The 22,472-nt window shown below is 50.9% G+C and carries 25 protein-coding genes; 22 read left to right on the forward strand and 3 right to left on the reverse strand.

Annotated elements, in window-relative coordinates; genetic code table 11:
• The first annotated feature begins 38 nt into the window (after window positions 1-38).
• The 7 genes from EPD60_RS16455 (at window position 39) to EPD60_RS16485 (ending at window position 5,875) form a co-directional block, all read left to right on the forward strand.
• Window positions 39-836, forward strand: a complete 798-nt coding sequence (locus EPD60_RS16455; protein ID WP_131450617.1) for a sulfite exporter TauE/SafE family protein — start codon at window positions 39-41, stop codon at window positions 834-836.
• A gap of 77 nt (window positions 837-913) precedes the next feature.
• Window positions 914-2,332 (forward strand): MBL fold metallo-hydrolase, encoded by a 1,419-nt coding sequence (locus EPD60_RS16460; RefSeq protein ID WP_131450618.1) that lies wholly within the window; start codon window positions 914-916, stop codon window positions 2,330-2,332.
• A 27-nt stretch (window positions 2,333-2,359) separates the two neighbouring features.
• A complete protein-coding gene (locus tag EPD60_RS16465) occupies window positions 2,360-2,626 on the forward strand; it encodes a rhodanese-like domain-containing protein (RefSeq protein WP_131450619.1) in 267 nt (88 codons plus the stop codon).
• 425 nt (window positions 2,627-3,051) lie between these two features.
• The gene (locus EPD60_RS16470) at window positions 3,052-3,285 is read left to right on the forward strand and encodes a hypothetical protein (RefSeq protein ID WP_131450620.1); all 234 of its coding nucleotides are present in this window, start codon (window positions 3,052-3,054) and stop codon (window positions 3,283-3,285) included.
• Window positions 3,286-3,295: 10 nt separating this feature from the next.
• Entirely contained in the window at window positions 3,296-4,651 is a 1,356-nt protein-coding gene (locus EPD60_RS16475; RefSeq protein ID WP_131450621.1) for an MBL fold metallo-hydrolase, read from the forward strand.
• Between the two features lie 119 nt (window positions 4,652-4,770).
• Window positions 4,771-5,334, forward strand: coding sequence for a YeeE/YedE family protein (locus tag EPD60_RS16480; protein ID WP_131450622.1), 564 nt, complete (start codon window positions 4,771-4,773; stop codon window positions 5,332-5,334).
• Between the two features lie 19 nt (window positions 5,335-5,353).
• Window positions 5,354-5,875 carry a DUF6691 family protein gene (locus EPD60_RS16485; RefSeq protein WP_131450623.1) on the forward strand — a complete coding sequence of 174 codons (522 nt, stop codon included), beginning with the start codon at window positions 5,354-5,356 and terminating at the stop codon, window positions 5,873-5,875.
• 14 nt (window positions 5,876-5,889) lie between these two features.
• On the opposite strand, the gene EPD60_RS16490 is transcribed toward EPD60_RS16485, so the two are convergent.
• Window positions 5,890-7,110 (reverse strand): MFS transporter, encoded by a 1,221-nt coding sequence (locus EPD60_RS16490; protein ID WP_131450624.1) that lies wholly within the window; start codon window positions 7,108-7,110, stop codon window positions 5,890-5,892.
• Between the two features lie 460 nt (window positions 7,111-7,570).
• On the opposite strand from EPD60_RS16490, the gene EPD60_RS16495 reads away from it, so the two are divergent.
• The 15 genes from EPD60_RS16495 (at window position 7,571) to EPD60_RS16560 (ending at window position 20,184) form a co-directional block, all read left to right on the forward strand.
• Window positions 7,571-8,053 carry a flavodoxin family protein gene (locus tag EPD60_RS16495; RefSeq protein WP_131450625.1) on the forward strand — a complete coding sequence of 161 codons (483 nt, stop codon included), beginning with the start codon at window positions 7,571-7,573 and terminating at the stop codon, window positions 8,051-8,053.
• 120 nt (window positions 8,054-8,173) lie between these two features.
• Window positions 8,174-8,533 (forward strand): SnoaL-like domain-containing protein, encoded by a 360-nt coding sequence (locus EPD60_RS16500; RefSeq protein WP_131450626.1) that lies wholly within the window; start codon window positions 8,174-8,176, stop codon window positions 8,531-8,533.
• Window positions 8,534-8,539: 6 nt separating this feature from the next.
• Entirely contained in the window at window positions 8,540-9,049 is a 510-nt protein-coding gene (locus tag EPD60_RS16505) for a DoxX family protein (RefSeq protein WP_131450627.1), read from the forward strand.
• 135 nt (window positions 9,050-9,184) lie between these two features.
• Window positions 9,185-9,772, forward strand: coding sequence for a Crp/Fnr family transcriptional regulator (locus EPD60_RS16510; RefSeq protein ID WP_131450628.1), 588 nt, complete (start codon window positions 9,185-9,187; stop codon window positions 9,770-9,772).
• Window positions 9,773-9,814: 42 nt separating this feature from the next.
• Window positions 9,815-10,375, forward strand: coding sequence for a helix-turn-helix domain-containing protein (locus EPD60_RS16515; protein WP_131450629.1), 561 nt, complete (start codon window positions 9,815-9,817; stop codon window positions 10,373-10,375).
• Window positions 10,376-10,462: 87 nt separating this feature from the next.
• Window positions 10,463-11,041: an AraC family transcriptional regulator gene (locus tag EPD60_RS16520; protein ID WP_131450630.1), complete on the forward strand. Its 579-nt coding sequence runs from the start codon at window positions 10,463-10,465 to the stop codon at window positions 11,039-11,041.
• Window positions 11,042-11,116: 75 nt separating this feature from the next.
• Window positions 11,117-13,378, forward strand: coding sequence for a heavy metal translocating P-type ATPase (locus tag EPD60_RS16525; protein ID WP_207896729.1), 2,262 nt, complete (start codon window positions 11,117-11,119; stop codon window positions 13,376-13,378).
• A gap of 259 nt (window positions 13,379-13,637) precedes the next feature.
• Complete coding sequence (locus tag EPD60_RS16530; RefSeq protein WP_131450631.1) at window positions 13,638-13,850, forward strand: heavy-metal-associated domain-containing protein; 213 nt, start codon at window positions 13,638-13,640, stop codon at window positions 13,848-13,850.
• A 197-nt stretch (window positions 13,851-14,047) separates the two neighbouring features.
• The gene (locus EPD60_RS16535) at window positions 14,048-14,545 is read left to right on the forward strand and encodes a DUF3347 domain-containing protein (protein ID WP_131450632.1); all 498 of its coding nucleotides are present in this window, start codon (window positions 14,048-14,050) and stop codon (window positions 14,543-14,545) included.
• A gap of 34 nt (window positions 14,546-14,579) precedes the next feature.
• Window positions 14,580-16,787, forward strand: coding sequence for a multicopper oxidase domain-containing protein (locus tag EPD60_RS16540; RefSeq protein ID WP_243647860.1), 2,208 nt, complete (start codon window positions 14,580-14,582; stop codon window positions 16,785-16,787).
• A 191-nt stretch (window positions 16,788-16,978) separates the two neighbouring features.
• The gene (locus tag EPD60_RS16545) at window positions 16,979-17,413 is read left to right on the forward strand and encodes a DUF6010 family protein (RefSeq protein WP_131450634.1); all 435 of its coding nucleotides are present in this window, start codon (window positions 16,979-16,981) and stop codon (window positions 17,411-17,413) included.
• A 240-nt stretch (window positions 17,414-17,653) separates the two neighbouring features.
• A complete protein-coding gene (locus EPD60_RS16550) occupies window positions 17,654-18,085 on the forward strand; it encodes a DUF2147 domain-containing protein (protein WP_243647861.1) in 432 nt (143 codons plus the stop codon).
• Between the two features lie 438 nt (window positions 18,086-18,523).
• Window positions 18,524-19,048, forward strand: coding sequence for a GlxA family transcriptional regulator (locus EPD60_RS17275; protein WP_262708852.1), 525 nt, complete (start codon window positions 18,524-18,526; stop codon window positions 19,046-19,048).
• An 18-nt stretch (window positions 19,049-19,066) separates the two neighbouring features.
• The gene (locus tag EPD60_RS17280) at window positions 19,067-19,276 is read left to right on the forward strand and encodes a helix-turn-helix domain-containing protein (RefSeq protein WP_262708853.1); all 210 of its coding nucleotides are present in this window, start codon (window positions 19,067-19,069) and stop codon (window positions 19,274-19,276) included.
• A gap of 11 nt (window positions 19,277-19,287) precedes the next feature.
• Window positions 19,288-20,184: an alpha/beta fold hydrolase gene (locus EPD60_RS16560; protein ID WP_243647864.1), complete on the forward strand. Its 897-nt coding sequence runs from the start codon at window positions 19,288-19,290 to the stop codon at window positions 20,182-20,184.
• Between the two features lie 879 nt (window positions 20,185-21,063).
• Here the strand turns inward: EPD60_RS16560 and EPD60_RS16565 are convergent.
• Window positions 21,064-21,246: a hypothetical protein gene (locus tag EPD60_RS16565; RefSeq protein WP_131450635.1), complete on the reverse strand. Its 183-nt coding sequence runs from the start codon at window positions 21,244-21,246 to the stop codon at window positions 21,064-21,066.
• A gap of 288 nt (window positions 21,247-21,534) precedes the next feature.
• Window positions 21,535-22,401, reverse strand: a complete 867-nt coding sequence (locus EPD60_RS16570) for a sigma-70 family RNA polymerase sigma factor (protein WP_207896731.1) — start codon at window positions 22,399-22,401, stop codon at window positions 21,535-21,537.
• Between the last annotated feature and the right edge of the window lie 71 nt (window positions 22,402-22,472).

The raw sequence follows: 22,472 nt of genomic DNA on the forward strand, positions 1-22,472 counted from the left end.
CGGACACAACGTCCACCTTCGCTTTCCAAACAGAAAGCATGGCGTTATTTGGCTATTTCGCATCCCTGCTGATCGGTGTGTCGCTCGGCCTCATCGGTGGTGGCGGATCCATTCTCACCGTCCCGGTGCTGGTGTACCTCTTCGGGTTGAACCCGCTCCTGGCAACCTCCTATTCACTCTTTGTGGTGGGCTCCACGAGCTTCGTCGGTGCCCTCAACAACTTCCGTAAGCGATTGGTACACCTGAAGGCAGTTGTTCTTTTCGGCTCCTCTTCGCTGGTCACCGTCTTTGCCACCCGGCGCTTCCTCGTGCCGGCAATTCCCCAGAACCTGGCACAGGTGGGAAGTTTCACGCTTACTTCTTCGCTGCTCACGATGGTGCTTTTTGCGGTACTGATGCTGCTGGCTTCAGTGAGCATGATCCGTGGCCGTAAAGAGGAGGCTCATGCATCGGAGTGCGCTGAATACTTCACCGTTAAAAAGCTGCTTGACTATGGCATCGGCATCGGTCTGATTACCGGGCTTTTGGGCGCCGGGGGCGGATTTCTCCTGATTCCTGCGCTCGTGCTGCTTCTTAGGCTCCCCATGAAGATGGCGGTGGGTACTTCTCTACTCATCATTGCACTGAACTCGCTGATCGGCTTTGCCGGTGATCTCGGCCACGTGGCGATCCGGTGGGGCTTCCTGCTGCGGATCACTGCAATCGCAGTAGCCGGAATTTTCCTGGGTGGCGCCATCGGTAAAAAGATCGCAGGCGAGCGCCTCAAAAAAGGTTTTGGCTGGTTTGTGTTGCTGATGGGCACCTACATCCTGGTCCGCGAAACCCTTCTGAAATAAGCCGACCGCGCACTGTGACTCAGGTCACGGATGGCCCGGAAACAACAGGAGAACTTTACAGGTATAAACGAAACAATATGAAAATTGAACAGATCTATACCGGTTGCCTGGCACAAGGCGCCTACTATATCGAAAGCGACGGCGAGGCCGTGGTGATCGACCCCCTGCGCGAGGTGGCCCCTTACCTGGCCAAAGCTGCGGGTGATGGTGCGCGGATCAAGTACATTTTTGAGACGCACTTCCATGCCGACTTTGTTTCAGGTCACGTGGATCTCTCCCGGGAAACGGGTGCCCCGATCGTTTACGGTCCGGGCGCAGATACTGCCTTTGAAGCGCACGTTGCTCAGGATGGTGAAGAGTTTCGCGAAGGTACGGTCACCTTTCAATTGCTCCACACGCCAGGTCACACCCTGGAGAGCGCCTGCTTTCTTTTGAAGGATGAGACCGGTAAGGCCGTGGCCCTGTTCAGCGGTGACACTCTTTTTATCGGCGATGTGGGCCGTCCTGACCTCGCACAAAAAGCCGCGCATATGACGCAGGAAGAGCTGGCAGGAACGCTGTATGACTCGCTCCGTACAAAAGTGATGACGCTGCCCGACGAAGTGGTCGTTTATCCCGCGCACGGTGCCGGCTCTGCCTGCGGTAAGAACATGAGCAAAGACACCTCCGACACGCTTGGCAACCAGAAGCGGACGAATTATGCCCTTCGTGCCGATATGACGCGGGGGGAATTCATTCATGAAGTAACGGATGGGCTTACAACTCCGCCGGCATTCTTCCCCTTGAATGTGATGCTCAATAAGCACGGCTACGACAACATCGGCGAAGTGCTGAAGCGCGGCCAGCAAGCCTTGGACCCGGATGCGTTCGAGGCAGCTGCCAATGAAACCGGTGCGCTCATCCTGGATACGCGGGCGCCGCAAGTCTTCGCGAATGGATTTATTCCGAACGCGATAAACATTGGTATCGATGGCTCTTTTGCCCCTTGGGTAGGTGCGCTGATCCCCGACATCCGGCAGCCCATTCTGCTGGTAACGGAACCCGGCCGCGAGGAAGAGGTGGTGACCCGCCTGGCACGGGTCGGCTACGACGGAACAATCGGTTACCTGGACGGCGGCTTCGATGCCTGGCAGGCTGACGGGAAAGAAGTGGACCATGTCGATTCAATATCTGCGACATCCTTTGCAGCGTTTGCTGCGCTGCCGGATGTAAAGATCCTTGATGTGCGGAAGCCTGGGGAGGTCGTGAGCGAACACGTAGTGGGTTCCCAGAACCTGCCGCTCGATAACATCAATGACCACATCGCTTCACTCGACCCCGAGCAGACCTACTTCGTACACTGCGCCGGCGGCTACCGCTCCATGATCTTTAACTCGATCCTGCGCGCCCGCGGCTTCCACAAGCTGGTAGATGTACAAGGCGGCTTCAAAGCCATCAAAGAGAGCGGCGCGGTACCGGTAACAGCCTATCTGTGCCCGAGTACGCTTGCTAAATAATCACGAATACACGTAAATCACTTTGTTATGATGAATAAGCTGACAGACGCAGTAATTGTAGATGTGCGCACGCCGGACGAATACCGGCAGGAGCACTTCCCGAACGCAGTAAACATTCCCCTCGACCAGGTTGGCGCCCGTGCCGCTGAGATCAGGGCCTGGAACAAGCCGGTAGTGCTCTATTGCCGCAGTGGCAACCGGAGTGGCATGGCTTTGTCGCTGCTCAAGCTGCAAGGGCTTGCCGAGGTGTACAACGGCGGCGGTCTTGATGATATGAAACGCGAAGCCCGATAACCCAAGCCGGTAACCGCCATGCGGGAGCATCGCTTCGTTACGAATCAATGATTCAGACGCATCGGTTGCGGGTTGAAGCAACGGTCGTAGGCAAAGGAACGCCCGGTAAGGCTGTCTGGCCCGATCCCTATGTGTTCAATAAGGTGAATCTGATACAGTATAACTTAATAATGCAGCTGTCTTTCTGACGGCTTGTGAAAAAAAGAAGAGAATGACTAGGAGAAGCTGGTACATTTTCAGGGTCCTGCGGCTGATTGCGGGACTCGCGATTGCCGGGTTTGGAATTTCAAACAGCTCGGCTGGTATGATAGCGGCAGGCGCCTTATTTTCAACCATGGCCTTGTTGAATATTGGAGGATGCGGGGCAGCCGGTTGCACGCGACGGATGGAAAACAACGTTTCACAACAAAAAAGGAAAATCGATTATGAAAAGCTGGATCTACCGCAATAAGGTATACTTCATCGGGGCGATCGCAGGCGCTTCAGCCGGGTACCTGTACTGGCGCAATGTGGGTTGCCTCACCGGCTCCTGTGCCATCACTTCCAACCCGCTAAGGAGTACACTCTATTTTGCCGGAATGGGCGCCTTGCTCTTCGGTTTTTTCAAAAAGGAACAAAAAGATACGAAGCCAGCAGGCAGCACTGAACAGCACGCTTAAACGATACGATATGCAGATCAAACAATGGGAAGACAAAAGCCTCGCGCACTTCAGCTACGCAGTGCTCAGTGATTGTGAAAAGAAGATTGTCCTCATCGACCCGGCACGCGATGCGTCACCTTATCTCGAGTATGCGGCTGCGGAAGGAGCTCAGATCGTGGGCGTGATCGAAACGCATCCGCATGCCGACTTTGTGAGCAGCCACCTGGAAGTACACGAAAAAGCAGGCGCTACGATCTACGTGAGTGAGCTGGCCGGCGCTCAGTACCCACACGAGCCCCTCAAAGAAGGCAGTGAGCTGCGCATCGGCAAGGTGCTCCTGCGGGCGCTGCATACCCCCGGTCATTCGCCCGACAGCCTCTCGATCGTGCTGGAGCATGACGGCAAGCTAAAGGCGGCATTCACTGGTGACACGCTCTTTATCGGCGACTGCGGCCGTCCCGACCTGCGCGAGGGGGCGGGCGCCATGCAGGCTACGCGGGAAGACCTCGCCCGGCAGATGTATCACTCGCTGCGCGATAAATTGATGGCGCTGCCCGACGATGTATTGCTGTACCCGGCGCACGGCGCAGGCACCTTATGTGGTAAGGCGCTCAGTAAGGCTTCGGTAAGTACCATCGGTGCCGAGCGGCAAACGAACTGGTCGCTACAGGAAATGAGTGAGGCCGAATTCGTAGCGGAGCTGCTGTCTGATCAGCCTTTCGTGCCGAAATATTTCCCGTTTGATGTGGAGCTGAACCGCACAGGCGCGCCAGCATTGAAAGCCTCGTTACATGACGTCGTGATCGGCACTCCCGTAAACGAGAAGACTTTCGGGCGCCTGGATCCGCACACCTGGATCATAGACGGTCGGAAAGAAGATGTGTTCAAGTCGGGTCACCTGCCACATTCGGTGAACCTGATGGAGGGCAACAAATTTGAGACCTGGCTAGGCTCGATCATCGCACCTGGCGAACCGTTTTATCTCGCCGCAGAAGATGAGGGGCAGCTATGGCGTTTGCTCAGTCGTGCCGCCGCAATTGGCTATGAAGCGCAGATTCGGGAAGCCTTTGTGCTGCAGGGCGGTTCTGTGCGGGAAGAAACCTTTGATGTAGCTGCTTTCCGGGAAGGTCCAGACAGGTACACTGTTGTGGACGTGCGGAACCCGTCCGAGACGAGTCAAGGCAAGCCTTTTGGCCACAGCATCACCATCCCCTTGGCCGACCTCCGCGAGCGGGCCCACGATATTCCGACCGATAAGCCCATCGTGGTGCATTGCGCCGGTGGCTACCGAAGCGCAGCGGCAGCCTCCCTGCTGGCCTCCCTGACCGATGGCAACACCAAGGTCTATGACATGGGGGAGAATATCCGTAGTTTTCAGGTGTAGTCGGCGGCCTGCGGAACCGTTTCGCATCATTTGTTGCATGAATTTCATAAAACGCCCTGGGTGACTCCGGTCACGTAGGGGCTTTTTTTATCCCCGCACCTTTGCTTAAAACTTTGAATATGCTCGAATTTCTCCGTCACCCTTGGCCCTGGTACATAGCCGGGCCGCTCATTGGCCTGATTGTGCCCACGCTGCTGCTGATCGGCAACAAGCACTTCGGCATCTCGGCAAACCTGCGGCATGCCTGCGCGGCTTGTTTTCCTGCAAGCATCCCGTTTTTTAAATACGAATGGAAGAAAGAGATCTGGAACTTCTTCTTCGTGGGCGGCATTTTCGTGGGCGCATTCCTGGCCGTATGGCTGCTGGCGAATCCGGAACCCATCGCGGTGCACCCGGAACTTACCAGGGAGCTTGCCGGTTATGGTATCCATGATCAAAGCAGGCTCCTGCCCGCCGAGATCTTCAGCTTCAGTAGTCTCTTTACTTTGCGTGGATTAATCCTGCTGGTGGGAGGAGGCTTCCTGGTGGGCTTTGGTGCCCGCTACGCCGGCGGCTGCACTTCCGGTCACGCCATCATGGGCCTGAGCAATCTGCAGGTGCCCTCGCTCATTGCCACATGCTCCTTTATGGCCGGGGGCTTTATCATGGCCAACTGGATCCTTCCCTTCATTCTTTCCCTGTAACTCTTAGAACATTTTCCTAATGGAAAAAACACAAACTACAGCCGGCGCTCCGCAGGCTATCGATACCGATTTCGAAGTACGTAGCCTCGACACGATCTGTATTAACGAATCGCGCCAGGTGCACCCCTGGTGGTACAACTTCAAGTACCTGCTGGTAGGCTTGGTATTTGGCATCGTCTTCGTCAAGGCGGAGATCATCTCGTGGTTCCGCATCCAGGAGATGTTCCGCCTGCAAAGTTTTCATATGTACGGTGTCATCGGCTCCGCGGTCGCAGTCGGCATCATTTCCGTATGGCTCATCAAGCGCTTTGGGGTGAAGACGATCTATGGCGAGCCGATCGAGTTTCATCCCAAGAAGTTCAACAAAGGACAAATCTACGGGGGCTTGCTTTTTGGCCTCGGCTGGGCCATGACCGGAGCCTGTCCGGGTCCGCTGTTCGCGCAGATCGCTTCCGGCTTCGGGGTGGTTGTTGTCGTGCTGCTGAGTGCCATCGCCGGCACCTGGGTGTATGGCTACTTCCGCGAACGGCTTCCGCATTGACCTGGCGCAATAGGTCAGGGGCAGATGACGCTGGTCCAAAGCAGCTTCCGGCTGCAGCACATCCGCACCTGCGCAACGAGCCCGGCGCCTGCGGTAATCGCCGATACCGCCCCAAAAGCTGCACCGATGCCAAAGGCGTCCGCGATCACACCTGCAAGCAGTGCCCCGATCACATAACCGGCATCCCGCCAGAAGCGAAAGATCGCAAGCCCCTCTGCCCGTTGAGCAGGGTGCAGGTTCTCCGCGACGGTGGTAAGGAAGTTAGGGTATACCAGCGCCGTGCCGAGGCCGAGCATGGATACGAGTATCACATCGGCGGTGAAGCTGCTTTGAAAAGCTACCAACGCGAGCGCGATCGCCTGCACCCACATGCCCAGGATGATCAGTTGCTTTTTGCAAAAGCGGTCGCCGAGCCGGCCGGTCAGGAGCTGCCCAATGCCCCACACAGCGGGATATATGCCTGCAAGGATACCGACCTGGCCTGTGGTGTATCCTTTCTGCAACAGCAGAAAGGGAAGCAGGCCCCAGGTGATGCCGTCATTCAGGTTGTTCACGAGTCCATTGAGGGTGACGCTTCCGAGGTTGCTATGTTTGTAAGTCGTTTCTTTCCAGATGTTGCGGAGACGTGGGATCGGGCTCGATAGCCCTTCTGCGTGCACGAGTACGCCGGTGTCCTTTACAAACAGGAGGCTGAGCACAAGGCCTGCGACCGCGAAGAGTGCGCCCGGCGCGAAGGAAAGCACCCGGCTCCCCGCCGCCCCGCCGAGATAGGCCGCAAGGTAGGCAGCCAGGCCCACGGAAAGGTAGCCGGCGAATTCGTTAATGCCCATGGCAAGCCCACGGTTCTTCTCGCCGATAAGGTCGATCTTCATGATGACGGTAGTGGACCAGGCTAATCCCTGGTTGATTCCGAGTAGTACGTTGGCCAAAAGGATCCAGGTCCAGGCAGGGGCGTACATCAGCAGGAAGGGGACGGGCAGAGCGGCCAGCCAGCCCAAGATCAGTACCGCTTTGCGCGAATACCGCTTCATGAGGCATCGGGTGACCAGGTTGAAGAGCGCCTTGGTGGCGCCGAAAGCGATAATAAAGCTGAGGACCGCCGTTTTCCCATTGATGTGAAACTCCGAGGCGGCAAGCCCCGGCAGCACGGAGCGCTCCAGGCCGATCATGGCCCCCACGAAGGCGTTGATGAGCACCAGCAGCCAGAACTGCTTCCAGTTTTCCGTCAGTCGCATCTCGTTGTTTGTTGAGGGTCGAAGTTGCGGCTGCAAAAGCATTCCTGGCGTGACTGCGGTCACGTAGTCCTCAGGTCCTTTTGCTCCCGTGACGTCTGTCGAAACGTACCTTAAAATACGGCATAGGAAAGAAAGTGGTCTTTACCCAAAACCATGTTCTGAAAGCGATCGTTTTCACCATTGCCAAAAAAGGAAGCCCCGATCTTTCGATCGGGGCTTCTGTGCCCAGAACTAGCCTGAGTTCGAACTTTTTAGCCATAGATATTAGGCAAGCAATTGATTTCCAAGTGCGGTTGTTTTGAAAAGAAGTCTTAGAACTGGATGAATATTCAAGTTGTTTAAGAAACTCACTGTTTTGCTGAACTAGTTTCAGCGCAATGTTCACCGGCGTTTTATGAACAATTGGTAACGAATTTTTTTCGCAAATGCGATTGGACACGGCATCCCTCGAAACGCATTTTTGCTGAAGATTCTTACGGAAATGACCACCCCCCAAATTGCCATCATTTATTATAGCCGTGGCGGGCATACGCAACGCATCGCGGAGGCGATCAAAAAGCGACTAACGGCCGGTGCAGCGGATGTGTTGCTGGTGCCTGTTGCCGAAGTGCCGGCAAAGATGGAAGCCATCATGGAGGCCCAGACGCTCATTTTCCGTACACCTACAAACTTCGGGAATGTGGCAGCCCCTTTCAAAGAATTTATGGATAGTACGGGTGCCTTTTGGTATAAGCAGGCCTGGAAGAATAAGCTGGCAGCGGGCTTTACGGTTTCTTCAACTACCAATGGCGACAAGTTGCACACCTTTGTATCGCTTGCTCTCTTCGCTGCGCAGCATAGCATGGTCTGGATTCCACTGGGCGTGTTGCCGCGCTTTATCAACGACCAACAAACCGATGGTCAGAACAGGCTAGCCAGCTATTGGCCTCATGGCTCAATGTGATAACGGGACTACCGCCGGCGAACTACATCCCGGCGACGAACTGACTGCTGAATTATTTGCCGTCCAGATCCTCGACGTTACCCGCCGACATGCGCATACCATTTTATCATAAAAACAAACATGACAAGAACTGAAATCGAGAGCTCGCTCACCGCGCTCAATCAGCTCGTGCTGGAAGGCAAGGTGCTCGAGGCCTTTGAAAAGTATTATCACAGCGATGTGACAATGCAGGAAAATAACTTGCTACCGACTATCTCAAAATCGGCCAACCGCGAAAGGGAGATCGCTTTCCTGGATAACATCGTGGAGTTCCGTAATGCACAGGTAAAAAGCGTTGCTATAGGGGACAACGTGTCGTTTGTACAATGGCACTACGACTATACCCATAAGGAATGGGGAGTCCGCAACTACACGCAGGTTTCTGTTCAGCACTGGAAGGATGGCCAGATCATCAGCGAACAATTCATTTACTCAAACTAATCAAATATGAAACAATCATTTTTCGCTTCGCAGGAAACCATTGCCCCACTCTTTGTCCGCCTTTTATTGGGATTGGTGTTATTCCCGCACGGGGCACAAAAACTGTTCGGATGGTTCGGCGGTTCCGGGTTCGAAGGCACGATGGCTTATTTTACGGGAACTGTTGGCTTGCCTTGGATCATGGGCTTCCTGGTAATCCTCATCGAGGTATTTGGTTCGCTGTTCCTGATAGCGGGCTTCGCTACCCGGCTTTCGGCAATGGCAGTTGGCTGTGTGATGCTTGGAATCGTGGCAACTACGATGAACGACTACTTTTTTATGAACTGGTTCGGTGACCACAAATCGGAGGGAATGGAATACTTCCTTCTTGCGATTGGAATGGCATTATCGCTGGTGTCGGGCGGCGCCGGGAAATGGTCCGCAGACAACCTGGTCGCATCGCGTAAAGAAGCACGCCGGAAGCGTTCCGAAACAGATCTGGTACCTGGTATTTCTGCAAACAGGAAGACTGCCTGATTGCATGTCGCAGCCTGGCGTTGCTCTTCCGCAAATCTTTCCGGGCCCCTGTAGTAACAGGGGCTTTGCCAATGTCGCGCTATCCGGGAGTAGAAAATATTTTGGCTACTTTTAAGCGAAGCTTACTACCACATTATGTACGATTTGCTGATTAAGCACTTTAACCGATACGTTTCACTGACTCCGGAAGAGCAGGACTTGTGTATAGATTTTTTTCAGTACCGCAAGCTGCGAAAGCATCAATATCTTCTGCAGGAAGGTGATGTAAGCCGCCACGAAACCTATATCCTCAAGGGCTGCATCCGTGTTTACGAAGTGGACGAAAAAGGGCAGGAGCATATCCTGCAGTTCGGCGTCGAAGACTGGTGGGTAGGAGACCTGCTGAGCTACTGGACAGGCACGCCTTCTACGCTCAATATCGATTGCGTGGAGGACTGCGAGGTGTTGCAGATCACGCAGGAAAAGAACGAGGAGCTTTGTATGGCGATCCCTAAGCTGGAGCGGCATTTCAGAAAGCTCATACAGGCGGCATACGTGGCCTCACAACGCCGCATTCATTCCTCCATCAGCAAGACGGCCCTTGAACGTTACCAGGAATTTATCGCTAAATATCCCGAGATCGATCAGCGTGTTCCGAACCATTATATTGCTTCGTATCTTGGCATTACCCCCCAGAGCCTGAGCCGCGTGCGCAGCCACAAACCGAATAGTGCGCGCTCATGATCGCCGGCGAATTTTTACGGAAAACAAAACTATTTTTGTTGCATGCACCTGTTTATCAAAAATATGGTATGCGACCGCTGTATCATGGCGGTACAACGTACACTGGATCAGCAGGGCCTGGCATATACGGACGTCAGATTGGGCGAAGTGGAACTTCCCGGTTCCCTATCTCAGGAGCAGCAGGAAGCGTTGAGAACTTCCTTAAGAGAAATAGGATTTGAGTTGCTGGATGATAAAAAGGCACGAATCGTAGAAAAAATAAAGAATGCAATCGTTTCACTGGTACACCGGGGCGATGACGAGTTTAACATGAAGCTATCCGCGTTGCTCGAAGAAAAGCTTCAAATGGATTACCATTATCTCACCTCGCTTTTTACATCAATCGAAGGTGTGACCATTGAAAAGTATACTATACTGCAACGCATTGAAAAAGCTAAGGAGTTATTGGCGTACAACGAATTGAGCCTGAGTGAGATCTCGTACCAGATGGGCTACAGCAGCGTTCAGCATTTATCCCAGCAATTCAAGAAGGTCACCGGGATGACGCCCTCCCAGTTCCGCAATCTGAAAGAAAACAACCGAAAGCCTTTAGACAAGGTTTGATTCCTAAAATTATATAAACCGCTCCCCGTATTTTATAACAGGCCGGGCCTCCTGGCTGGCTAATTTGTGCCTTCAAGTTATAGTCCAATGCAGGTACAAAAAATAGTTATCAAGGGAATGGTTTGTGAACGCTGTATTTCTTCCGTCACTGATGAATTATTAAAGCTCGATGTGCAGGTGATGGAAGTAAGCCTCGGACAGGTGATCCTGCAAGCACCGTTTTTGATAGATGAGGCACTTATCGGGGAACGGCTGCGACCGCTCGGATTTACGCTTCTTTCCGATAAGCGGTCTAAAGTGGTCAAGGATGTGAAGGCGCTCATTTCAGAAATGTATTCCGGTCATTTTGATTTTGCGGATCATTTCAGGTTTTCTGCATTTCTGGCAAGCCGCATGAATATGTCGTATGATAAAATCAGTAACGATTTTTATGCACTGGAAAAAACGTCTCTGGAACAGTTCTCCATTTCTTTTCGCATCGATAAAATAAAAGAGGAGCTGGTTTATACCAATAAAAGCCTGGCCGATATTGCCGTTGCTTTTGGATTCAGCAGCGTAGCACACGTCTCGAAACAATTCAAAACGCATACGGGCCTCAATCCATCCTACTTCAGGAAATTGAAAACATCAAAAGAAGCCACGCAGGCTTCGTTATCGAAGGCCTAAAATCTTATACATCCGGCCTTTCAAAGTATAATAGGGGACTATGCGGGCTTGCTGACCTTTGTGAAAAGAATAATCATGGCCAGCATAGTTAAGATAAAAGATAAGTCGGGAACGGAAGCCGCATTATTGGTCAGGGAGACCTTCCCGGTACTGGAAATGACCTGTGCAGCATGTGCTGTAAGTGTTGAGTCGATGCTCAAATCAGCCCCCGGAATAAAAGACGCCGGCGTGAACTTTGCCAATCAAAGTGCTTGGGTGGAATACGATCCCGCCCTGGCAACTAAAAACGACCTGCAGAACGTTGTTCGTTCAATTGGCTACGACCTGGTGATCGATACCGAGAACAGCGAAGAAATCAAGGAGACCGCCCAACGCAGGCATTTAAGAGAGGTTCAGCAACGAACGATCTGGTCTTCTGCCTTATCGCTTCCTATCGTGATCATTGGGATGTTTTACATGCGTATGCCCTACGGCAACTGGATCATGATGGCGCTGGCAACGCCAGTTGTGTTCTATTTCGGAAAGACCTTTTTTGTCAATGCCTGGAAACAGGCGATGCATAAAAAGGCCAATATGGATACGCTGGTAGCCCTGAGCACAGGTGTTGCCTACATATTCAGTGCGTTTAATACGATCTGGCCGGATTTCTGGCTTCAACGCGGATTACGTCCCTATGTTTATTTTGAGGCAGCCTCGGTGGTCATAGCATTTATTTCGCTGGGAAAATTACTGGAAGAAAAAGCGAAGTCGAATACTTCATCGGCACTGAAAAAGTTAATGGGCTTACAGCCTAAGACCGTCACTTTGATCCATAACGGAGTGCAACGGCTGGAAGTGCACATCACCGCTGTTAAAGCAGGTGATACGCTTCTTGTGAAGCCTGGCGATAAGGTGCCCGTAGATGGCGTTGTCAGCTCAGGCGAATCTTTTGTAGACGAAAGCATGATCACTGGAGAACCCGTGGCCGTTTTAAAGATCGCGAATGAAAAGGTCTTTGCGGGCACCATCAATCAAAAGGGAAGCTTTCAGCTGAAAGCGGAAAAGGTGGGCGCTGAAACGGTGCTTGCGCAGATCGTAAAGATGGTGCAGGAAGCACAGGGAAGCAAAGCGCCGGTTCAAAAGCTGGTTGATAAGATCGCAGGGATTTTTGTGCCGGTAGTTATACTCATTGCGCTTCTGACGTTTGCGGCATGGATGCTATTTGGTGGCGAAAACGCGTTTACGCAGGGTCTGATTAATGCGATAACAGTTTTAGTGATCGCTTGTCCCTGTGCCTTGGGACTGGCAACTCCAACGGCCATTATGGTAGGGGTAGGCAAAGGTGCAGAAGAGAATATGCTCATCAGGGATGCTGAAAGCCTGGAGTTAGCGCATAAAGTAAACGCAGTAGTGCTGGATAAAACCGGCACCATAACGGAGGGAAAGCCGTCCGTGGCGGGTATGGAGTTCGCAACCAACCGCGATGTGCCGCTTCTCAAGAGCATACTGCTTGCTATCGAGGCGCAGTCGGAACATCCGCTTGCCGAGGCTGCCGTCAATCGCCTTCAAGCGGAAGGTGCAATCGCCGCAAAAGTCGATGCGATTGAAAGTATTACCGGTCAGGGCCTGAAGGCGGTCGTCAACGGCGACTTGTACTTGGTCGGGAACCGGCGGCTGATGGCTGCGCATGGAGTGCTTCCGAATGCCCCCCTCGACGAGCGCATTGCTTCCTGGCAAACCGACGCAAAAACGGTGGTTATGTACGCTAAAGACCGTTCGCTTCTGGCTGCGATCGCTATTACAGATAAAGTAAAAGCAGGGTCAGTTGCAGCGGTTCAAAGCTTGGTGCGTCAGGGCATCGAGGTATATATGCTCACTGGAGATAATAAGCATACGGCAGCAGCAGTGGCACAGGAAGCTGGAATAAAGGAATTCAAAGCCGAAGTAATGCCCAACAATAAGGCCGAATTTATCAGGCTGCTGCAGAAGCAGGGGAAAACGGTTGCGATGGTAGGGGATGGTATCAATGATTCGCAAGCGCTGGCCCAGGCCGACGTGAGTATCGCGATGGGGCGTGGCTCTGATATTGCGATGGACGTAGCCAAAATGACCCTGATCACATCCGACCTAAATGCTATCCCCAAAGCGCTGAAGCTTTCGCGGAAAACAGTAAGAACGATCAGGCAGAACTTGTTTTGGGCTTTTATTTATAATATTATCGGGATTCCATTGGCTGCCGGTCTTTTATACCCGCTCAACGGCTTTTTGCTAAACCCGATGATCGCGGGTGCAGCCATGGCGCTCAGTTCTGTAAGTGTAGTTGGCAACAGCCTTCGCCTAAAGTTTACCAGATTATGAGCGAAACTTCGACGAAAGATACCTGGCACATGTGCTCGGCATCTTTTTAAGCAGGATCCACAAGCACCCGCAACATGCTTCTGGCAAAAAAAATGACAATGGGCTCTGGCGCAGGATACCTCCATTTTATGTAGCTAAAGCCCGTTTCATGGCGCCAGCATCATTAGGGAACAGCGCCACAATTTTATACAGGGAACGCCCTATTGTATAAGAGGCGCCCCGCAGGTGCGAAATAGCTTTGCAGAATAAATAATAAATCATGGAAACATTAAAATTTAAAACAACGATCAAATGTTCGGGTTGTGTAGCTGCCGTAAAGCCGGTTTTGAACGATGCCGTAGGAGCCGATAACTGGCGCGTAGATATCGTGTCCCCAGAAAAAATTCTGACCATTGCACCAGCTGAGGAAGTAGATGCTTCCGCCGTTGTGAAAGCGATCGAGGCTGCCGGCTATAAAGCAGAACGTCTGTAATAGACTGGCCTCCGGGCTGGTTGGCCCGGCCTGCTAAAAACAGAGCCGTGTCTTTCTTAAAGAAATCCCTGTTGCAGGGATTTTTTTTATTTAATGCCTCCGGCAAGCCTGCCTCATAATCATGTAATGTTTAGCCCTTATTGTATAACAAGCACGCCATTCATTGCAAATAGCTTTGCTCCCTCAAACGATTAGATATGAAAAAAGCAACTACCGTTTTTTTAGCCTTGACCACGTTCCTGATGGCTCCGTTCCAATCTTTCAGCCGTGAAATTCCGCAACCGGTGCCCACGCTGCTCTCAGCATATTATGATATCAAGAATGCATTGGTTGCCAGCGACGTTGCGGCTGCCGCCAGGGCAGCGGATGCTTTCGTCGCATTGATAAAAGGGATGGATGCGTCTGCTTTGTCCACCGTTGAACAGGTAGCATTCAAAAGTGTTCAGGCCCCGCTGTTGGCAGATGCAAGTGCAGTCGCAAGCGCGAAGGAGATTTCAAAGCAGCGTGTTTTCTTTCAAAGTTTATCTGAAAACATAATAATCACAGTCAGGGCGTCGCAGCTTGTAAAGCCCGCCTATATCGCGTACTGCCCGATGAAAAAAGCATACTGGATCAGCGCTGAATCCGGAATAAGAAATCCCTATTACGGAAGCAGTATGCTCACCTGCGGTAAAGTGACCGAAACGATAAAATAATCGACTGCTCCAATTTATTAATGCCATGATGCATATGAGAAAGTTATTAGTGTGCGTTTTTTTGCTTGCTGCCCTGATGGTGCAGGGCCAACACGGCGTGTTGATGCCCGGTAAAGAGGAACACGGCCGTAAACCTTTTCGGATGAAAATGGGTGGCAGGGTTATTTATCATTTGTACGTAACCGACACCATCGTTAACTATACAGGTAAAAAGACGGAGGCAATTGCCATTAATGGCTCTATTCCTGCGCCGCAGCTTGAATTTACAGAGGGCGATACCGCCGAAATCCATGTTCATAATATAATGCATATGGAAACCTCTATTCATTGGCACGGGTTGATTCTGCCGAATAGTCAGGACGGTGTTCCCTACCTCACAACGGCGCCTATAAAAGGGCACGAAACCTTTATATATAAATTTCCCATCGTGCAAAATGGCACGTATTGGTATCATTCGCATTCCATGCTCCAGGAGCAATCCGGAATGTATGGAGCTTTCATTATTCACAAAAGAGGAAAACAGGCGGAAAAAGAATACACCGTTTTATTGAGTGACTGGACCAATGAAAAGCCAGAGCGCATCGAGCGCGCTTTGCACAATGCTTCGGATTGGTACGCTATAAAAAAAGGCGCCACGCAAGACTATTGGCAGGCCCTGAAGCAAGCGCGGTTAAAAACAAAGCTTGGAAATGAATGGAAGCGGATGATGGCTATGGATGTAAGCGATGTCTATTACGATCTGTTTACTGTAAACGGCAAGCCAACTGACCACGCAGGTGGTTTTAAGGCTGGTGATAAAGTGCGGCTGCGAGTCATAAACGGAAGTTCGTCTACGTACTTCTGGCTGCGCTACGCTGGAGGGCAGATAAGCGTTGTGGCAACAGACGGGAAGGACGTTGTGCCTGTAGCCGTTGACAGGCTTATTGTTGGCGCGTCTGAGACCTACGATGTGGAGGTAACCGTTCCGGATGAAGGAAGCTATGAGTTCATGGCCACATCGGAAGACAGGACCAGGAGCACTTCGCTCTGGATAGGCGATGGCGCCCGGCAAGCCCTCAAGCCATTGCCGATGCTCAAATATTTTGATGGCATGAAGATGATGAATGACATGATGAACATGGACGGCAGCATGAATGATATGGGCATGGATATGGGCCTGCAACAGATGGATATGAACACGGTGATGTACCCGGAAATATCGGACAGCAATGGGGCCATCAGCACTTTGAACTACGCTATGTTAAAGGCGCCCGAACAAACTACTTTGCCGCCTGGAAAGCTCAGGGAAATGAAGTTCGGGCTCACCGGGAACATGAATCGATATGTTTGGACCGTAAACAACAAAACGGTTTCGGAGTCGGACAAGATCCTGATTAAGAAAGGGGAGAACATACGGATCGTCATTCAGAATAATTCCATGATGCGTCACCCCATGCACCTTCACGGCCACTTTTTCAGGGTGCTGAACGGGCGGGGCGACTTTGCGCCCCTGAAGACAGTGCTCGACGTGATGCCCATGGAAACAGATACCATCGAGTTTCACGCTTCCGAAAATAGCGGTGACTGGTATTTTCATTGCCACATTCTCTATCATATGATGGCAGGCATGGGCCGCATATTCAGCTATGAGAATACGGACACGGCCAGTGTGCGAGCTGCTTACCGGCAGGACATGCGGAAAGTATACCGGGACGATAAAAAGTTCTATCCGTCAGCGCAGGTAAGTATTGAAAGCAACGGCAGCGATGGAGAATTTGCACTTTCCAATACGCGTTGGCGACTGCAGACAGAATGGCGGTTGGGAAGCACTAAAGAAAGAGGTTATGAAAGCGAAACCCATATCGGAAGCTACATCGGGGCCAACCAATGGCTGATGCCCTATGTAGGCTTTGACTGGAGGTCCAGGAAGATAGAGCCGCAGGACGCACATGGTACCATCGAACGCGATCTTTTTGGACAGGTTAACACGAGGAATGAAAGAAGCGTCTTATGCGCAGGTGTTCAATACGTATTGCCGATGTTGCTGAAGGCAGATGCCCGGATCGATATGCAAGGAAAGCTTCGCCTGCAGGTAGGAAGGGAAGACATGGCACTCAGCAGCCGTCTGCGCTTTAGCTTCTATTTCAACTCGGATAAGGAATATATGACCGGGTTCAGGTATGTTCTGACCAGATATTTCTTGCTCTCATCGCATTACGACAGCGATATGGGCTGGGGAGCGGGCTTCAGCATAAGCTATTGACGCAGTTCGCATTCGGTTCAAAAAAGCGTTACCTGGTGTTTCTCATTTTAAGTATCAAGCGGTCTTGCAAATCGCCTGTCCGTTTATGACACCTGTCGGTCTTTCACAGGCTCATAAACCGAAACATATTTGTATTCGGGAACAAAAGGAGAATGGCTTAAAGCGGTTGGTTAGCAATAAAATCCTTCATCATGTTAGAGACAATTTTCGGCCTAATAACCGCTGCATTGATCATCGTTCTATGCCAGCTGTTATCAGGATATTTTAAAATGAAGCTGGTAGCAGCCACGATCCTGGTAGCCATTGCCTTTATTTATGTTGGTTTCTCGCTTAAGGGCAACGGGATTCGCTTTATCATCTTAGAAGTGGCCATCGCCCTTGGTTTCTATTTCATGGCGATCATCGGCTATACCCGGAACGTCCTGCTACTGGCTTACGGGATCCTGCTCCACGGCGTCTGGGATATATTTCATCACAACGGCGTGCCTGTTCAGACGGATATACCAGGCTATTGGCCAACCTTTTGTTTCGTAATCGATATTATTGATGGCCTGTACTTTCTCTTTCTTTTCAAGACGCTGAAAAGCGGTTCGTCGTCCCGACAGGAAAGCCTGGTGAAGTCTTAAGGCCGAATAACGATTGCGCAGCCGGCATCCACGCCAGCGCCACCTGTATGGTCCTGTTAATGACGGCACCTTCTGCATGCCGCAGCACGGTATTTTTTAAGGCCTGCTTCCGCAAACATGTTGATACGGACATCTTGTCTGTTTTTGACATCTTCCTGTCCTCCAGGCGCTTTGCAGCCAGTCTAATTTTACCTCGTCAAGCTGCCACCAACTGCACCATCCATCAAAAAAAATATCAACGTGAAACAGCTTTCAAAAACAATCATTCTTACGATTGTTCTATTCGTTTTTGCCGTGAACGCCTTTGCACAAGACGGTCAGGCGGCACCAGATAAAATATTAGGCTTGTACTGGTCTCCCAAAAAGGATGCTAAGATCGAAATGTACAAAAAGGGCGATCGTTACTTCGGAAGAACGGTCTGGGCGCTCCATCCCCGGAAAGACACCGAGAACCCTGATGTGCGACTAAGAAGCAGGGCCTTGGTTGGCCTGGATCTGCTGACCAGCTTTTCTTTCGAGGAGGGTATTTATACCAATGGCCAGGTTTACGACCCTGAAAGCGGGAAGACATACAGCTGCAAAATTTCGTTCAGCGGCTCCAATATTAAGGTACGGGGGTACGTAGGATTTTCTCTGTTCGGCCGAACGGAGTTGTTTGAACGCATCCCCTAGTCCAAACAGGTAAGCCAAGGCATCTCTTGAAGGCTGCAGGACGGTCGCTGATTCGCAACGCAAATACCATAAATCCTAAAAGGAAATATAATGAAAAATCGCAGATATTTTGACGCGTTCATTTTGTTGGCTGTAGTTACCATGTTCTTACTCACAGCTTGTGCGCACTTCGCGAGTTCGGAACAACACCCGCTTATAAAGGGGGCAACAACTTCGCTTACGGGCTTCCGCTTCACGACAACCTGAAAAAAATGTCGTTATAATAGCCAACAACGACGGAACCGAGCTCTTCGATATGTTGGCGCCCTATTATCTTTTTAATGCGACTGGAAAAGCCAATGTGGACATCGTTGCGAAAAGCAAATCTCCAATTGTGGTAAAGAATTTTATACGATTGGAGAGGAGCCTGTTAGCACCTCCGGACTTGCTTTTGGGGAACTGAGGAATTTCAACGATGCACTTCTAAAAGAGGGGGATTACCTATTCGTGCCAGGAATGAGTTTCGACTATGTTGGTAGCATTGCCTTCCGAGCAGAGCAAAATTTTTTTGCTTGGCTCAAGGCGTGCTCCCGAGAAAAGATAACGGTGTGCTCGGTCTGCAACGGGGCCTTTGCGCTTGGAGAAGAAGGCCTGCTTAAGGATACGGAATGCACAACGCATTGGAGAAGAGTAAAAGAGCTACAGTCCAAATTCCCGGAGGCCCGCGTGTTATCCGATATTCTCTTCATCAAAAGCAACAACGTGTACACAAGTGCAGGAATCAGCGCGGGTATTGATCTCGCACTCGCGATCCTGGAGGATTTACAAGGACCGCTATTTACACACAAGGTTGCAAGAGGCCTAGTTGTCTATCACCGGCGAAGTGGAAAACATCGTCAGCAAAGCATCTATCTTGATTATCGAAACCATATTAATCCACAGATCCACGAAGTGCAGGATTATATGATCGAGAACCTCGCATAGGACAATAATGTCGAAGATCTGGCTGCGCCCGTGGGGATGAGTCCAAGAAACCTAAGCCGGGTGTTTAAGGAAAAGACTGGTTCGACCGTTTTGGAATACCTCACGCTGCTTAGGAAAGAATATGCCGGAACCATGCTCAACAATCCGGAGTATACCATTGAATATATCGCAGCTCAATGCGGCTTTAAGAGTGCCCGGCAATTACAACGAATTCTAAAATTCTCGTAACCGATCGAAAAATGAAATTTGGTAGCACTATTTTCAACGGTATTATATCAAACTGCAAAGTCTTGAATGCAAATACAAAAAACAGTTTTAGGCAATCGCTGATAGGCAAGATGGGGGTTGCCGTAGAAGAAAGTGAAATAATGGTAGGCGCGGTTAGGACAGCTTATTTATCGGCTGGAACTGGTCATCCGGTGATCTTATTACATGGAGCCGGTGCAGGTGCCGTCACCTGGTATCCGGCGATAGCGGCGGTGGCCAAACTCTTTCACGTTCTGGCGCCAGATATCGTGGGATATGGAGAATCCGACAAACCCGCTGCGCCTTATGATCGCCGCTATTTCTCAAAGTGGCTAAAAGATTTCCTGGTTAATTTAAATATATCGCGCGCTCATATAGTTGGGCTGTCACAAGGAGGCGCTATAGCATTGCAGTTTGCCATAGATAATCCGGAGATGGTCGATAAACTTGTTTTGGTTGATTCAGCTGGCCTGGAAGCAAAAGTTTCTTTTTGGTCTCTGTTCGGAATGGTATGGTTGAATACTTTTCCATCCATGATTGCAAGTCGTTTTAATGCTCATTTTATTCTCTATAAGCCAGAAAATAGGGATCCAAATCATAGTCTTTACTCTGTTGCTGTTATTAAATCTACTGGAGGGAAAAACGTTTTCAGACTAGGAAGGGGTGCTGCTGTTTCGAAAATCGATGATGTATCCCTGCAGCAAATCAAAAGCAAAACTTTAATTATCTGGGGAAAGCAAGATCGGATGTTTTCTGTTGAAGCGGGTGAAAGGGCTGCCAGGATTATTCCACATGCAAAGATTCATATCATTGGGAATGCGGGGCATTTACCTCTGATTGATCAAACGGAGATCTTCAACAAGCATCTCACCGATTTTCTAAACAGCTAAAGATCAGTGGCTGGAACTTCACTTTGTAGCCGCTTGTCGCCTTTGGCGTTCCCCTTTACATATGGTCGGAATTGTAGCAGTTCGCGATAAGCATATTTAAGTCCGATACAACTCTACGGCTGTCCTACCCGGCGCCTGCCACTGAAAGTAGTTTTGTGTCAAATAAAATTACATAAAATGAAAATTATTATCGTAGGAGCTTCGGCAACGCCGGGCACGCCGACACCGGCCCGGTCGATGTAACCTAAATGACAGCACGCAGGTATTTACGGAATGGTGGAAAGAAGTTGATAAGCACCAGAAATCTCTTTCCTGAATCGATTAAGAAGCAGCGTGATCGAATGTAACGGCGCGAAACATGGAAGTGACTTCGCCAAAGGGCGTAAAAAGGTCCTGGAGATCCTGATTTCCCATAGTAAAATCAAGATTCAATACGTAAAGGATCGTACATGTTTGTTTGAAAGGATCAGATAAATATCTAAGAAAGGCAAGGAGTAGGGGAGAGATAAATGCGGAAGCAGGTTGAATGCGAAGGCAAGGGTGTAGCCGGTACTGAATGCGAGGCTCAAATGATAACTGGTGTGAGCTACGCTTATTATTGCATCTTCGGCTCTATTCTTTTGTGCGCCTCTTATTTGAACAGAACCGCCGTGGTTCCGACAGCAGCGCCGGCGCAGCTGGTGCATCAGGATTTGTTCGGAGAAGAACCTTTCAAACAGCACTTGATGATCAGATCGACTAAATCCTTCAGGTCGTTGTAACAATTTTGACTGACGAAGAGGCTTTGCGCCAATGCAAAAATGATTATGGTGCCGGTATGCGTGAAAAACAAGATTCTGAATGATAGCATCGGACAAAATCGATGCAAGTACTTCTCTATTAAATTTTGTTACCCAGGTTGTCAGGATTTTTAATTCCGAGCTGGTTTTTGACTTCCTGAATTCGGAGCCACAGCGATGCCAGCACTTCCTTATCCGCTTCCATAAAACATTCCGCATAAGCGGTTTCCAATTCGCTTAATTGCACTTCGAGCGGGAAGAAGCCCATTTCGTCTGACAACATTTGCGGTATTTTAAAAATGATTACTCTAGTGTAACGATCGCAGCTGTAGTGTCATCGCGTTGTATAGCTTCGGAATGCGCGTCAGTTACCCAATGTTCCTGCTGCATGCTTAAATCTTCGGCAAGCGCGCTGAAACCCGGAAGAAATAACCTGTTGATTAATGTTGGACCTGATGTCCCGTTACTGTAGCAAATGCAATAATCGCTCCGCGAATCGAAATGTTTCGCCTGGCTCGTCAGCGGCCGGTTGGAGATGCGAAGGCGGGGCTTTCGTATCCGTGTCCGTCCGTCAGAGAAAGGCACGCAGCAATACGGCATTGTTGCGCTGCCGTAGTAGTTGCAATGCCTTGTCTTTAATCTGGCGAATGCGTTCCGTTGTCATGTCGAGCGATAAAGCGATCTCCCGTAGAGTGTGCGGGCGCGCATGCCCGATTCCGAAAAAGGCGCAAAGTATCAGCTGGTCACGCTCCTTAAGGCCTGCGAGGGAACGGCGTAGCTCAATCTGCAGTGATAGCGTATGTGCCAGGGAATGATCTGCAGCCATTCTTTCGTCTTCGCTGGACAGCTCGTCGCAAGGCGTTGCGTCTTCCCTTCCGGGTAAGGGCGCATCAAGACTGTTAACCCGCTCATTGACCGAATGCGCCAACCGCACATCTTCGACAGAGATGCCCATGGCTTCGGCCAATTCTTCAGTGGATGGAAGTCGTTCATGTTCCTGCTCCAGGAGTGCCTGCATGTGCTGTACCCGAATGCCCGCCCCGATGCGGTTGGAAGGTATGCGCGCCAGTCGTCCCTTATCAGAAAGGGCCTGAGCGATGCTCTGGCGAATCCACCATACAGCACAGGAAATAAACTTGAAGCCGCGGCTCTCATCAAACCGGGCTGCTGCTTTGATCAGGCCCAGGTTACCTTCATTGATGAGGTCGGACAGCGCCAGGCCACGGTGCTGGTATTGTTTGGCTACCGTGACAACGAAGCGCAGGTTGGCTTGCACCAGTTGCTGCAGCGCTTCCGGGTCGCCGTTCCGGATGCTCCGTGCAAGAAGGGCCTCATTTTCAGCGCTCACCATGGGCAAGCGATTCACCTCGGACAGGTAACTTTCCAGCCGGTCGACTTTTCGCGGTGTGAACAGGGATTGAACCACAAGGGGGCGCATACGCATTGATTAGGAGGAGTGAACAAAAAGGGAAGGCCGTCAGCTTAGGAATAGGGCGAAAAGCAGAGGCA

This window comes from Flaviaestuariibacter flavus (assembly GCF_004337505.1).
GTDB classification, from domain to species: domain Bacteria; phylum Bacteroidota; class Bacteroidia; order Chitinophagales; family Chitinophagaceae; genus Flavisolibacter; species Flavisolibacter flavus.